This is a genomic window from Actinotalea endophytica (assembly GCF_025717005.1).
In the GTDB taxonomy this organism is placed as follows: Bacteria; Actinomycetota; Actinomycetes; order Actinomycetales; family Cellulomonadaceae; genus Actinotalea.
Map to the genome: position 1 here is coordinate 350,626 of NZ_JAOVZU010000001.1, position 12,455 is coordinate 363,080.

14 protein-coding genes are annotated in these 12,455 nt (G+C 73.2%); 7 read left to right on the top strand and 7 right to left on the bottom strand.

Annotated features, from left to right (window positions below; genetic code table 11):
* Positions 1 to 109: 109 nt before the first annotated feature.
* From OEB99_RS01685 to OEB99_RS01705, 5 genes are all read right to left on the bottom strand, one after another.
* Positions 110 to 1,129: a DMT family transporter gene (locus OEB99_RS01685; RefSeq protein ID WP_263507906.1), complete on the bottom strand. Its 1,020-nt coding sequence runs from the start codon at positions 1,127 to 1,129 to the stop codon at positions 110 to 112.
* Positions 1,130 to 1,324: 195 nt separating this feature from the next.
* Positions 1,325 to 1,711, bottom strand: a complete 387-nt coding sequence (locus OEB99_RS01690) for an OsmC family peroxiredoxin (protein WP_263507907.1) — start codon at positions 1,709 to 1,711, stop codon at positions 1,325 to 1,327.
* A gap of 16 nt (positions 1,712 to 1,727) precedes the next feature.
* Entirely contained in the window at positions 1,728 to 2,057 is a 330-nt protein-coding gene (locus OEB99_RS01695) for a hypothetical protein (protein ID WP_263507908.1), read from the bottom strand.
* 19 nt (positions 2,058 to 2,076) lie between these two features.
* Positions 2,077 to 2,691, bottom strand: a complete 615-nt coding sequence (locus tag OEB99_RS01700) for a GNAT family N-acetyltransferase (RefSeq protein WP_263507910.1) — start codon at positions 2,689 to 2,691, stop codon at positions 2,077 to 2,079.
* 32 nt (positions 2,692 to 2,723) lie between these two features.
* Positions 2,724 to 3,071: a RidA family protein gene (locus OEB99_RS01705; protein WP_263507911.1), complete on the bottom strand. Its 348-nt coding sequence runs from the start codon at positions 3,069 to 3,071 to the stop codon at positions 2,724 to 2,726.
* A gap of 332 nt (positions 3,072 to 3,403) precedes the next feature.
* Here OEB99_RS01705 and OEB99_RS01710 point away from each other — a divergent pair, with 332 nt between their 5' ends.
* Entirely contained in the window at positions 3,404 to 4,018 is a 615-nt protein-coding gene (locus OEB99_RS01710; protein ID WP_263507913.1) for a ClpP family protease, read from the top strand.
* Complete coding sequence (locus tag OEB99_RS01715; RefSeq protein ID WP_263507914.1) at positions 4,015 to 4,629, top strand: ClpP family protease; 615 nt, start codon at positions 4,015 to 4,017, stop codon at positions 4,627 to 4,629. Before OEB99_RS01710 ends, OEB99_RS01715 begins: the two co-directional genes overlap by 4 nt.
* A gap of 91 nt (positions 4,630 to 4,720) precedes the next feature.
* Here the strand turns inward: OEB99_RS01715 and OEB99_RS01720 are convergent, their stop codons facing one another.
* Complete coding sequence (locus OEB99_RS01720) at positions 4,721 to 5,137, bottom strand: helix-turn-helix domain-containing protein (protein ID WP_263507916.1); 417 nt, start codon at positions 5,135 to 5,137, stop codon at positions 4,721 to 4,723.
* Positions 5,138 to 5,420: 283 nt separating this feature from the next.
* Between OEB99_RS01720 and dnaK the strand changes: the two genes are divergently transcribed.
* The 5 genes from dnaK (at position 5,421) to OEB99_RS01745 (ending at position 11,647) form a co-directional block, all read left to right on the top strand.
* Entirely contained in the window at positions 5,421 to 7,280 is a 1,860-nt protein-coding gene (dnaK, locus tag OEB99_RS01725; RefSeq protein WP_263507918.1) for a molecular chaperone DnaK, read from the top strand.
* On the top strand, positions 7,277 to 7,897 hold the full coding sequence (gene grpE / locus OEB99_RS01730; RefSeq protein ID WP_263507919.1) for a nucleotide exchange factor GrpE: 621 nt from the start codon (positions 7,277 to 7,279) through the stop codon (positions 7,895 to 7,897). Before dnaK ends, grpE begins: the two co-directional genes overlap by 4 nt.
* 88 nt (positions 7,898 to 7,985) lie before the next feature.
* Positions 7,986 to 9,002, top strand: a complete 1,017-nt coding sequence (locus tag OEB99_RS01735; RefSeq protein ID WP_263507920.1) for a DnaJ C-terminal domain-containing protein — start codon at positions 7,986 to 7,988, stop codon at positions 9,000 to 9,002.
* 32 nt (positions 9,003 to 9,034) lie between these two features.
* Complete coding sequence (locus OEB99_RS01740; RefSeq protein ID WP_263507921.1) at positions 9,035 to 9,439, top strand: heat shock protein transcriptional repressor HspR; 405 nt, start codon at positions 9,035 to 9,037, stop codon at positions 9,437 to 9,439.
* Between the two features lie 396 nt (positions 9,440 to 9,835).
* Entirely contained in the window at positions 9,836 to 11,647 is a 1,812-nt protein-coding gene (locus tag OEB99_RS01745) for a bifunctional metallophosphatase/5'-nucleotidase (RefSeq protein ID WP_263507922.1), read from the top strand.
* A gap of 259 nt (positions 11,648 to 11,906) precedes the next feature.
* On the opposite strand, the gene OEB99_RS01750 is transcribed toward OEB99_RS01745, so the two are convergent.
* Positions 11,907 to 12,365 carry a hypothetical protein gene (locus OEB99_RS01750; RefSeq protein ID WP_263507923.1) on the bottom strand — a complete coding sequence of 153 codons (459 nt, stop codon included), beginning with the start codon at positions 12,363 to 12,365 and terminating at the stop codon, positions 11,907 to 11,909.
* Positions 12,366 to 12,455 lie beyond the last annotated feature (90 nt).

Genomic DNA, 12,455 nt, shown 5'->3' on the forward strand with positions numbered 1-12,455 from the left:
AGGTGTGGGGGTTGTGGCGGGGCGAGTTCGGTGTCGGGATCGGCGTCGCTACCCACCGGCCGGGCGGCGGGGTCGGGGACCCGACCGCCGGTGCCACGCCCGCCTCGCGCTACGGACGGCGTCCGCCCCGGGTGCGGGCCGCGCCCGCCTCGCGCTGCGGACGGCGTCCGCCACGGTTGCTGGACCACGCGCCGATCGTGACGCCGACCAGGGCGATCGCCGCGCCGATCACCGTGGACGGCCCGAGGTGCGTCCCGCCGAGAGCGTCCAGCGCGACCGACGTGACGAGCTGGCCGGCGACGATGCTCAGGCCGAGCACCAGGACGCCGTGCACTCGCACCAGCACCGCGGCGGACGCGATGACCACGCAGCCGAGCGCGCCCCCGGAGTAGAGCCACCACTGGGTCGGTGGCGTCGTGAGGTGGCCCGGGGCGAGGAACGACGCAGCGAGCACCACCAGCAGGGTCGCCGTACCGACCGCGAAGTTGTTCAGCGCGGCAGCGAACGGGCCGCCGACCGCGGCCACCTGGCCGTTGACCGCTTGCTGCCAGCTCGCGAAGCCGCCGGCGATCAGGGGCAACGCGGCGAGCGCGAGTGCGGCCAGCGTGAGCGCGTTGCTCCCCTCGAGCCGACCGGACACCGCGACGCCGACCGCGAGCAGCGTGACCGCCGCGCCGAGCACGCGTCCCTGGCTGACCGCGCGGGGGCCGGACGGGCCGAGCCCCGCGTGGTCGACCGCGAGGCCGCTCGACGTCTGCCCGGCGACGACCGCCACGGTGAACAGTGCGACCCCGATGGTCGGGACGGTCAGGCCCTGGGACGCGACGAGCATGGCCCCGGCCATGCCGCCGACGACCTGCCACGGCTTGAGCCGGCCGGTCCGGACGGCCGCGTAGACGGACCTGGCCCCGACGCGCAGCTGCGGCGACGGGACGGTGATCGCGGTGAGGATCAGCAGACCCGACCCGAAGGACACGACGGCGGCCAGCACCCCCGCCCGCATCCCGGAGCCGAGCTCCTGCGCGAGCTGCCCGTTGACCTTGGTCTGGACGGCGATGATCGCGCCGAGCGCCACCATCGCCGGGATCGCGAGGTTCTCGAGCGCGGTCCGGCGTGGGCGTTCGGTCACGTCGGGGATGGTGTCAGGCGGACCGCTCCGGCGCGAGGCGGGTGGCCCTGACCGCTCCGGCGCGAGGCGGGTGGCCCTGACCGCTCCGGCGCGAGGCGGGTGGCCCTGACCGCTCCGGAGCGAGGCGGGTGGCCGGGCCTCCACGCGAGCGACCCCGGGTGCGTGCCTCGCGTCGGGCGCGGGGACCTTGCGGGCTCAGCCGCGCGTGACGACCGTGGCGTGGCGCAGCGCCCGCGGGATCTCGGCGACCTCGTCGACGCGGGCCACCAGAGCCGCGACCCGGGAGTCGTCGTCCGGGCTCGCGACGTCCACCGCGTAGACGATCCCGGTCGAGGCCCAGTCGTCGCCGAACCCTCCCGAGGCGCGCACCCGCACGCCGTGCACCGTCACGCCGAGCACCTCCGCCTCGCGGTAGACGTCGTTGAGCACGCACACCGCGACCGACAGGTGCAGCACGTGCGCGCCGGTGAGCTCGCCGTGCACCTCGACGCCGGCGCGGGTCCAGCGGTGCGGCAACGTGGCCAGGGCGCCATCTCCTCCGGCGCGGTACGAACCGGCCGCGACGGCGACGGTGAAGTCCATCGGGGTCACCGGTGCCTCAGCGGTGTGCGTGCCGAGCGCCGAGCAGGACGACCGCCACGAGCGCGGCGACCAGCGCACCCTGCGTGGCGGCCCACCGCGCAGGCTGCCCGGGGCGTCGGGCGCCCATGACGCTGCCCGCGTCACGCGCCGCCATCACCGAGCCGCACCCGGCGAACGACAGCGCCGACCCGATGCTGAAGGAGCTGCCGACGCTGAACGCCGACCCCATCGCACCGAGCGACCCGACCGACGCCACCGACCCGACCGACCCGATCGAGAGCACCGAGCCCCGGCTGGCGATGGACAGGAACGAGTCCTCGGACGCGATCGACCACTTCGAGCTCATGGCACTCAGGATGCCGCCCTCATACCGTGCGGGCCACCACGGCTCTGGTCGCGCTCGTGCGGCCCACCTCGTGGAACCCCGCAGCGAGGAACATCGACAGGACCCCGGGGTACAGCTCCGAGCCACCGGCCCGGCGACTCGCCCGCGCGGCGTCGTCGACGGCATGGCCCTCGACGACGCGGGCGCCGTCGGCGCGGGCGTGCTCGACCGCGGCGTCCAGCAGCGCGGTCGCGACGCCCTGGCGCCGGTGGCCGACCCGCACGACGAAGCAGGTGACCCGCCATGCGCCCTCGGCGTCCAGCCCGGCGTCGGCGAGGACGGCCTGCTGGCCGCGTGACCCGGTGACCCGCGGGAACCGGCCGCGCGGGCCGAGCTGGACCCAGCCGACCGGGTCGTCGTCGAGGTAGGCGATCAGCCCGACCGAGCGCTCCGGGTCGTCCGACGCGACCTCCCGGCGCAGGGCCTCGCGGTTGTGCTGGGCGGACTTCTCGTACCCGCGCCCGGTGGTCAGGAAGTACTGGCACCAGCACCATGACGGGTCGCCGCGCGTCCCGAACACCGTGGTCACGTCGTCCCAGCGCCCCGCGTCGGCGCGCACGATCCTCAGGTGGTCACCCACCGGCTGCTCGGTCACCGCAGGAGTCAACCACCGCGCTCGGACAGCGGTCAGCGGGTGTACGCCACCCCGTCGATCATCACCATGCAGTCGTCGTCGATGAACGCCGTGGTGGAGGTCATCCGTGCCGGGAACTCGCCCTCGTGGAAGTGCCGGGTGAAGCCGTGCTCCATGGCCGGGAGGTCGTCGATGTCGCGCAGCCACACGTGCACCGAGACCAGCGCCTCGAGCGGCACGTCATGCCCGGCCAGGGTCTCGCGGACGCCGCCCAGCGCCCCGTCGAGCTGCTCGTCGAACGTGTCGCCGAAGCCGCGGTGCAGACCGAGGAACACGTAGTCGGCCGCGCGCACCGCGGCTGAGTAGCTGTACGGGGTGGTGGTACGGACGATGCTGGTCACGCGGCTCCCTCTCGGCTCGGGCAGGTGTCGGCTCGCGACCGGCGCGTCGTTGCGCGGGGACTCGCCCACCTGCCTCACGAACCTAGCGGAGGGGTCCGACGTGCCGTGCCGGTTTCGGTCCCGGGTGTGCGCTCGGCCGCCGATGCGGGCTCGATCGGACGCAGCGCGGATCGAGCCCGGTGTCCGGCCGCCCCTTCCGCGGACCGCTCCGGGCGGCACCGGCAGGGCAGCACCGCCGTGGACAGCGCCGCTCCCGGCAGCACCGCCGCGGGCAGCACTGCTCCCGGCAGCGCCGCCGGACGCACCCGGTCCGCGCGGCGCAGGCTCGAGGCATGACCGATGCACCCCGCACCAGGCCTCTCGACGAGGACCTCGCGACCCGACTGCTCAACCAGCGCATCCTCGTGCTCGGCACCGAGCTCGACGAGGCGGCCGGAAACCGGCTGTGCGCCCAGCTGCTGCTGCTCTCTGCGGAGGACCCGCGCCGCGAGATCAGTCTGTGGATCAACTCGCCCGGTGGGTCCGTGCCGGCGATGCTCGCGATCCACGACGTGATGCGCCTGATCCCCAACGACGTCAGCACGCTCGCGATGGGCTGGGCGGCCAGCGCCGGCCAGTTCCTGCTCTCGGCCGGAACCCCCGGCAAGCGGTACGCGCTCGAGCACTCGCGCGTGCTGCTGCACCAAGGGTCGGCCGGCATCGGCGGCACGGCGGTCGACATCGAGCTGCAGGCCGACGACCTGCGGCACACCCGGGACACCGTGCTCGGCCTGATCGCGCAGCACACCGGGCAGCCGGTCGAGCGGGTCGCCGAGGACTCGCTGCGCGACCGGTGGTTCAGCGCGGCCGAAGCTCGTGAGTACGGGTTCGTCGACCACGTGCTCACCGACCTCGCCGACGTGCGCCCGGGCGCGTCGAGCACCGGGTTCCGGGCGGTGGACCGATGAGCGGCTACGCGATCCCGTACGTCACCGAGCGCCGGCCGGGCGGGGGTGAGCGGGTCACGGACGTGTTCAGCTGGCTGCTTTCGGAGCGGATCGTCTACGTCGGCGCCGAGATCGACGACGGGCTCGCCAACGTGCTGGTCGCGCAGCTGCTGCACCTGCAGTCGGTCTCCGACGCGCCGATCGACGTGTACGTGAACTCACCTGGCGGCTCGACCTCGGCGATGCTCGCGGTGTACGACGCGATGCAGTTCGTCGCCCCCGAGGTGACCACGACCTGCGTGGGCCAGGCCGCGGGGCCGGCCGCCGTGTTGCTCGCCGGGGGAGCGGCCGGCCGGCGCGGGGTGCTGCCGCACGCGAGGGTGCTGCTGCACCAGCCGTCCGCGCAGGGCCGCGGCACGATCCCGGACCTCATCCTCGCCGCCGACGAGGTGGTCCGGGTGCGCGGCGAGCTCGAGCAGGTGCTCGCCCGGCACACCGGCAAGGACGTCGCGACGCTGCGCCGGGACACCGACCGGGACCTGGTGCTGGACGCCGAGCAGGCGGTCGCCTACGGCGTGGCCGACGCGGTGGTGCCGCCCCGGCGGCTGCCGGTGGCGCGGTTGGGCGCGTGAGCTGAGCCGGCCTCCGGGGCGCAGGTCCGGCGCCTCGTCCTCGCGGGTCGGGTGATGTCGTGAGCGAGCGCCCGTCGGCGTCAGCGTGCGGTCAGGCGGCCCGGCACTGTGCGCCGGTCGTGGGCGCTTCGATCTCGCGGGCCAGCCCGGCAGCGAGATCGATCAGGGTCATCCCGAGGGCGTGCGTGACGGCCGCGAGCACCTCCGAGGACGCCTCCTTGCGGCCGCGCTCGACCTCGGAGAGGTACTGCGGCGAGACCCCCGCGTCCTGCGCGACGTCGACCAGTCGCCGCCCCGCGTCCTGCCGGGCCCGGCGCAGCAGGTGCCCGATCGTCCGGCGCCACGCGCGGCCGGCGGGCGGGGCGGTCCCGGGCGTGGTGGTCGCAGCGCTCGGGCCTGCGGCGGTCGGGCTCGATGTCGTGGGGCTGCCTGCCGCGGCGGCACTCGACCCGCGCCTCCGGTCCGGCGCGCGGCGGTGCTCGGCGAGAGAGATCACGGTGGCGTCCATGCGCCGACGCTGCCACGGCCACACCGGCGCCGTCACCGCGATCTGCTGACGGCAGAACGCAGCCGGCGTCCGCGCCTGGCCGGCGCCCTCGGACCTGGGGGAATTCCGGCCGCCCGCTGTGAGTTGAGTCAGACAGGCTCAAGTTTGCGGCAGGCGACTTGCACGCAGGCAGGTGAACCCCGCAGACTTGAGCGCAGATGGCTCAACCTGACCTGATCGTCTGATCCTGACCACCGGCGTGCGCCGACCCGGCACCCGCCACCAGCACTAAGGAGCACCACCCATGGCACGTGCCGTCGGCATCGACCTCGGTACCACCAACTCCGTCGTCGCCGTCCTGGAGGGCGGCGAGCCCACCGTCATCGCGAACGCCGAGGGCATGCGCACGACCCCGTCCGTCGTCGCGTTCTCCAAGACCGGCGAGGTCCTGGTCGGCGAGGTCGCCAAGCGCCAGGCGGTGACCAACGTCGACCGCACCATCTCCTCGGTCAAGCGCCACATGGGCACCGACTGGAAGGTGGACATCGACGACAAGACCTACACCGCGCAGGAGATCTCCGCGCGCGTGCTCGGCAAGCTGAAGCGGGACGCCGAGGAGTACCTCGGCGAGACCGTGACCGACGCGGTCGTCACCGTCCCGGCCTACTTCAACGACGCCCAGCGCCAGGCCACCAAGGACGCCGGCCAGATCGCCGGCCTCAACGTGCTGCGGATCGTCAACGAGCCGACCGCGGCCGCGCTCGCCTACGGCCTGGAGAAGGGCAAGGAGGACGAGCTGATCCTGGTGTTCGACCTCGGTGGCGGCACGTTCGACGTGTCCCTCCTCGAGGTCGGCAAGGACGAGGACCAGTTCTCCACCATCCAGGTGCGCGCCACCAACGGTGACAACCACCTCGGTGGTGACGACTGGGACAACCGGATCGTCGAGCACCTCATCAAGGAGGTGAAGAACTCCTCGGGCGTCGACCTGTCGAAGGACAAGATCGCGCTGCAGCGCCTGCGCGAGGCCTCCGAGCAGGCCAAGAAGGAGCTCTCCTCCACCACCACGACGACCATCTCGATGCAGTACCTGTCGATGAGCGAGAACGGTCCGATCCACCTGGACACCAAGCTCACCCGGGCGCAGTTCGAGCAGATGACCTCCGACCTGCTGGAGCGGACCAAGGCGCCGTTCCACGCGGTGATCCGCGACGCGGGCATCAAGGTCTCCGACATCGACCACGTCGTGCTGGTCGGCGGCTCGACCCGCATGCCGTCCGTGACCGAGGTCGTGCGCGAGCTCACTGGTGGCAAGGAGCCCAACAAGGGCGTCAACCCGGACGAGGTCGTCGCCGTCGGCGCCGCGCTCCAGGCCGGTGTCATCAAGGGTGAGCGCAAGGACGTGCTGCTCATCGACGTCACCCCGCTGAGCCTCGGCATCGAGACCAAGGGCGGCGTGATGACCAAGCTCATCGAGCGCAACACGGCCATCCCGACCAAGCGCAGCGAGATCTTCTCGACCGCCGAGGACAACCAGCCGTCGGTGCTCATCCAGGTGTTCCAGGGCGAGCGTGACTTCGCCCGGGACAACAAGCCGCTCGGCACCTTCGAGCTGACCGGCATCGCGCCGGCCCCGCGCGGCGTTCCGCAGATCGAGGTCACCTTCGACATCGACGCGAACGGCATCGTGCACGTGTCCGCCAAGGACCGCGGCACCGGCAAGGAGCAGTCGATGACGATCACCGGCGGCTCGGCGCTGCCGAAGGACGAGATCGACCGGATGGTCAAGGAGGCCGAGGCGCACGCCGCCGAGGACCACAAGCGCCGTGAGGAGGCCGAGGTCCGCAACACCGCGGAGAACCTGGCCTACCAGGCGGACAAGGCGCTCGCCGACGCGGGCGACAAGGTCCCGGAGGACGTGAAGTCCGAGGTCACCACCGCCACCGCCGAGCTGCGCACCGCGCTCGAGGGTGACGACATCGAGGCCGTGAAGACCAAGCAGGCCGCGCTCGCCGGCGTCATCCAGAAGATCGGTGAGGCCGTCTACGCGGCCGACCAGGCCGCCGCCACCGAGGCGCCGGCCGACACCGCCGAGTCGAGCACGTCCTCCGACGACGAGGACGTGGTCGACGCCGAGATCGTGGACGAGGACGAGGGCAAGTGACCGATCACCCCACCGAGAACCCGCACGGGGAGGAGCCGCCGCCGCGGTTCACCGACAAGCGGCGGATCGACCCGACCACCGGAGCGGTCCGGGAGCCGGCCGGCATGGATACCCCGGCCGCCACCCCCGCGGCCGACCCGGCCGCCCAGGGCGGCGGGCCGGAGTTCGAGCCGCACCCGGTCGTCGCGGCGCTCGAGGCCGCCGAGTCGATCGCCGCGGAGCGGCTGGAGGACCTCCAGCGGCTCCAGGCGGAGTACGTCAACTACCGCAAGCGGGTCGACCGCGACCGGCTCGTGGCGCGCGACCAGACCGTGATCGCCATGGTCGAGGCCATGATCGGCGTGCTCGACGACGTCGACGCGGCGCGGGCCCACGGCGAGCTGACCGGTCCGTTCCTGGCGGTCTCGGAGAAGTTCGAGGGCGCCCTCGGCAAGTTCGGCTGGGAGCGCTACGGCGCGGCCGGCGAGCCGTTCGACCCGACGGTCCACGAGGCGCTCATGCACGCGCACCAGGACGATGTGACCGAGCCGACCGTGGTGCAGGTGCTCCAGGCCGGACACCGCGTCGGCGACCGGATCGTCCGCGCCGCCCGGGTGGCGGTCGCGGAACCCGAGTGACACGACGCGGGCAGCGGGTCTCGTCCGGGTCCGTGGGTGAGGACACCGGACGAGACCCGGCGGAGGCTACGAGAGGAGGGCGGCGCCGATGACGGGCCAGGACTGGTTCGAGAAGGACTTCTACGCGATCCTCGGCGTGCCCAAGAACGCCGACGCCGCCGCGGTCAAGAAGGCGTACCGCAAGCTCGCCCGCACGCTGCACCCCGACCACAACCCGGGTGACGCCGCGGCCGAGGCGAAGTTCAAGGACGTCGGCGAGGCCTACGCGGTGCTGTCCGATCCCGAGCAGCGCCAGCAGTACGACGCGGTCCGCGCGATGGCCGGTGGCGGCGCCCGGTTCCAGGCGCCGGGTGCCGGCGGCGCGGGTGCGGCCGGGTTCGAGGACCTGTTCGGCGGCCTGTTCGGCGCCGGCGCCGGGGGCGCGGGCGCGCCCGGTGGCGCGCGGGTTCGCTACTCCACCACCGGTGCCGAGGGTGCGGGCGGTTTCGAGGACATCCTCGGTGGGTTGTTCGGTGGCGGCGGTGCCGGTCGGCAGGCCGGGTTCGGCCGGCGGCCGCAGCGCGGCGTGGACCTCGAGGCGACCACGACCCTGCCGTTCCGGCAGGCCGTGCAGGGCTCGACCGTGACGCTCACGGTGGACGGACGCAAGGTCACCGCGCGGATCCCGCCGGGCGTGCGCGACGGGCAGAAGATCCGGCTGCGCGGCAAGGGCCGCCCCGGTACGGACGGCGGGCCGGCCGGCGACCTGGCGATCAAGGTCTCGGTGGAGCCGCACCCGGTGTTCAGCATCGACGGGCGCGACCTGCGCGTGACGCTGCCGGTGACGTTCTCCGAGGCGGCGCTCGGCGCCCAGGTCGAGGTGCCCACGTTCGAGGGCGGCACGGTGCGGGTCAAGGTGCCCGCCGGGACGCCGTCCGGCCGCACGCTGCGGGTCCGTGGCAAGGGTGTGCCGACGCCGCAGGGTGACGGCGACCTGCTGGTCACCGTGCAGGTGGTCGTGCCGCAGCGGCTGTCCGACGACGCGAAGGCGGCCGTCGAGGCGTTCGCCCGAGCGACCGACGGTGCCGACGTGCGGGCCGAGCTCCGCGAGCAGGCGGGGCACTGAGCCGGGAGGTCAGGGTGCGTGACGGAGGTCAGATGACGGTCGACCAGCCGGTCCTGGTGATCTCGGTGGCCGCCGAGCTCGCCGGCATGCACCCGCAGACCCTGCGGCAGTACGACCGCCTCGGCCTGGTGTCCCCGACCCGCACGCGCGGTCGTGGCCGTCGCTACTCGCTGCGCGACGTCGCGACGTTGCGCGAGGTCCAGCGGCTGTCCCAGGACGAAGGCATCAACCTGGCCGGGATCAAGCGGATCCTCGCGCTGGAGGCCGAGGTCGAGCGCCTGCGCGGCGAGATCGACCAGCTCCAGCACGCGGCGGACCCGGGCCGGCGGGTGTTCGCGGCCGGTCCCGAGGGCGAGGTCGTCGCGGTGCCCCGGGGTCATCGCCCGGCTCGGGTGACCAGCTCCGGCGCCCTGGTGATCTGGCGGCCCGCTCGCTGAGGCCTGCCGGGGCGTCGCCTGCGCCGCCTGCGGCACCCCCGCGACCGACCGTCGCTCGGCTGTGGCTCCCCCGCGACAGACCGTCGCTCGGCTGCGCCTCCCGATCGGCGAGACGCGGCCTCCGACATGCGGACGCCGGCGGTGCGAGAACCGCCGGCGACGTGGGCCCAGGGGCGGCCGTCGGCGGTGCGTCCGACGAACCCCTGGGTGCCCCTGACCTGCAACGGGGCGGCGAACGTCCGGTGACCGCCGGATGACGGTTCATCACCCGTTCGGAGTAGTTCCGCCGACTCCCCTGTGTGGGACCTAGGTCCGTGGTAGGACGGTGCCGTTCCAGCCCGCGGGGTCGCATGTCCGGCGGTCCCCGGTTGGCCATCCCACCACTAGGAGACCCCTGTGACAGTGAACTCCTCCACCCCCGGGAAGCGGCGCTCCGTCCGGCGCGCCGTCGCGGGTGTCGGCGCCCTCTCCCTGACACTCGCCCTGGCGACCCTCGCAGCACCCGGCGCGCTCGCCAAGGGATCGCCCGGGCCGAAGGACCCTCACCACGACAGATGGCAGAGCCGCTACATCGACCTGCAGCTTCTGGCGTTCAACGACTACCACGGGCACCTCGAGGCGACCGGCAACGGTGCGGTGGACACCAACGACACGGTCGGTGGCGCCGAGTACCTGGCCGCGGAGCTGGCGCAGCTCCGCGACGGCCAGAAGTACTCCCTCACGGTCGCGGCCGGTGACCTGATCGGCGGCTCGCCGGCACTGTCCGGTCTCTTCCACGACGAGCCGTCGGTCGAGTCGCTCAACGCGATGGGGCTCGACGTCTCCAGCGTGGGCAACCACGAGTTCGACGAAGGCGTCACCGAGCTGCTGCGCATGCAGGACGGCGGCTGCCACCCGGTGGACGGCTGCTACTTCCCGGATGACCCCTACGCGGGTGCGGACTTCCCGTGGCTGGCCGCGAACGTGGTGGACGAGTCCACCGGCGAGACGGCGCTCGCGCCCTACTGGATCAAGCGGGTCGGCGGAGTCAAGGTCGGCTTCATCGGCATGACGCTCGAGGCCACGAGCACCCTCGTCGCCGCAGCGGGGATCGAAGGCTATGACTTCCGTGACGAGGTCGAGACCGCCAACGCGCTCGTCCCCGAGCTCAAGGCCCAGGGCGTCGAGTCCATCGTCGTGCTGCTGCACGAGGGCGGTTCGCAGACCCCGCCGCCCGGTGAGATCGACGCCTGCGTCGGGATCTCCGGTCCGGTCGTGACGATCAACGCGGGTCTCGACCCGGAGATCGACGCAGTGATCACCGGGCACACCCACCTGCCGTACAACTGCACGCTCCCCGACCCCGCGGGCAAGCCGCGCATGGTCACCAGCGCGTACTCCTACGGCCGCGTCGTCACCGAGATGCACCTCAAGATCGACCGGGCGACCAAGGACGTCGTGCGGGGCAAGAGCTGGGCCGTCAACCACCTCGTCGACCAGACGGTGCTGACCCCGGACCCGGCGCAGACCGCGATCATCGACAAGTGGATGCCGCTGTACGACGCCGCCGGCAACACGCCGGTCGGCACCATCACGGCCGACATCAACCGAGGCGGCACCCCGCCCGGCACCGACCGTGGGGTCGAGTCCCCGGCCGGCAACCTGGTCGCCGACGCCCAGCTGTGGTCGACCAGCCAGAACGGCGCCGACATCGCCTTCATGAACCCGGGCGGGGTCCGATCCGACCTGACGTACGCCGCCTCGGGCGACGAGGGCGACGGGGTCGTCACCTACGGAGAGGCCTTCACGTTCCAGCCGTTCGGCAACACGCTGCTGACCTTCCCGATGACCGGTGCGCAGATCCAGACGGTCCTCGAGGAGCAGTGCCAGCCGGCCGGCTCGAGCCGCCCGTTCCTGCACCTCGGCGTCTCGGAGGGCTTCACCTACACCCTGAACCGGACGATCGAGGACGTCGCCGGCGTGGCCACGTGCACGTCGGTGGCGGTGACCGACATGGCTCTCGACGGGGTCGCGATCGATCCGGCCGCGAGCTACATGGTCACGGTGAACAACTTCCTCGCCGACGGCGGCGACAACTTCGCCGAGTTCGCGGCCGTGGGTGGCGCCCGGCTGGACGGCGGGAACGACCTGCTGGCGCTGACGAACTACCTGGGCACCTTCAGCCCGGTGGCTCCGCCGAGCAGCGATCGGGTCAACGAGCTGTTCTGACGACGAGCCGTCCTGACGGCGAGCTCGTCTGACCGAGTGCCGTCCTGACGGCGCACCGCACGACGGGAGCCCCGGTCCATCACGGGCCGGGGCTCCCGCTCTCGTGCCGCATGCTCTGCGAGAGCCGACGCCGCGAGGGGCGGGGAGCGGCGACCGGGCGGTCCGGGAACCACGACGCCGGCGGGAGCCCCCCTCCAAGGGCTCCCGCCGGCGTGAGTCCGGGGGATGCGGACGTCTGTGCGCCTCGCGGCGCGGCGTCTCAGCGACGCAGGTGGTTGAGCAGGTCGACCGCTCGCTCGTGGGTCTCCGGGAGCGGCTCGATCCAGATCCGCGGGGGCTGCCGGATCAGCTCGCTGATCTGCAGCGCCTCGGCGTTGAGCGTGACCTGTTCGCGCATCCGACGCACGGTCTCGCCCAGGTCGTAGTCCCGCGCCACGAGAACCGCGAACGCGCCACCGCCGAGTGCGGCCATCGGGTGGCCCGGGGCGAGCGCGGCGGTCAGGGAGCGGCCCATCGCTGCCGAGCGCGCCATGCGGCGCCACGGCGGAACCTCGCCGGCCGCGACGTCGACGAGCACCAGGCAGTGGGTCGTGAACGCGTGGTGCGCGTGACGGCGGGCCGTGCCGTAGGTCTCGCCGAGGCGGACCGCGAGGTAGTCGAGCGTCGGCAGGCCGGACTCGGGGTCGATCACCGCGGACTGCGCCGGCAGGGCGTCCATCGCACTGGCCCAGCCCTCGCACAGGGCCCGGACCGCGGGGGGGGGGGGGGGGGGGGCCCCCCCGACCGAGGCCACCCCCCCGGGGGGGGG

What these genes read in the sequence shown, in the direction of transcription:
- OEB99_RS01690 (WP_263507907.1), bottom strand. Translation starts at nt 1,711, where the DNA reads ATGGACTTCACCGTCGCCGTCGCGGCCGGTTCGTACCGCGCCGGAGGA.
- OEB99_RS01695 (WP_263507908.1), bottom strand. Translation starts at nt 2,057, where the DNA reads ATGAGCTCGAAGTGGTCGATCGCGTCCGAGGACTCGTTCCTGTCCATC.
- OEB99_RS01710 (WP_263507913.1), top strand. Translation starts at nt 3,404, where the DNA reads ATGACCGATGCACCCCGCACCAGGCCTCTCGACGAGGACCTCGCGACC.
- OEB99_RS01715 (WP_263507914.1), top strand. Translation starts at nt 4,015, where the DNA reads ATGAGCGGCTACGCGATCCCGTACGTCACCGAGCGCCGGCCGGGCGGG.
- OEB99_RS01720 (WP_263507916.1), bottom strand. Translation starts at nt 5,137, where the DNA reads ATGGACGCCACCGTGATCTCTCTCGCCGAGCACCGCCGCGCGCCGGAC.
- dnaK (WP_263507918.1), top strand. Translation starts at nt 5,421, where the DNA reads ATGGCACGTGCCGTCGGCATCGACCTCGGTACCACCAACTCCGTCGTC.
- OEB99_RS01735 (WP_263507920.1), top strand. Translation starts at nt 7,986, where the DNA reads ATGACGGGCCAGGACTGGTTCGAGAAGGACTTCTACGCGATCCTCGGC.
- OEB99_RS01740 (WP_263507921.1), top strand. Translation starts at nt 9,035, where the DNA reads ATGACGGTCGACCAGCCGGTCCTGGTGATCTCGGTGGCCGCCGAGCTC.
- OEB99_RS01750 (WP_263507923.1), bottom strand. Translation starts at nt 12,365, where the DNA reads ATGGACGCCCTGCCGGCGCAGTCCGCGGTGATCGACCCCGAGTCCGGC.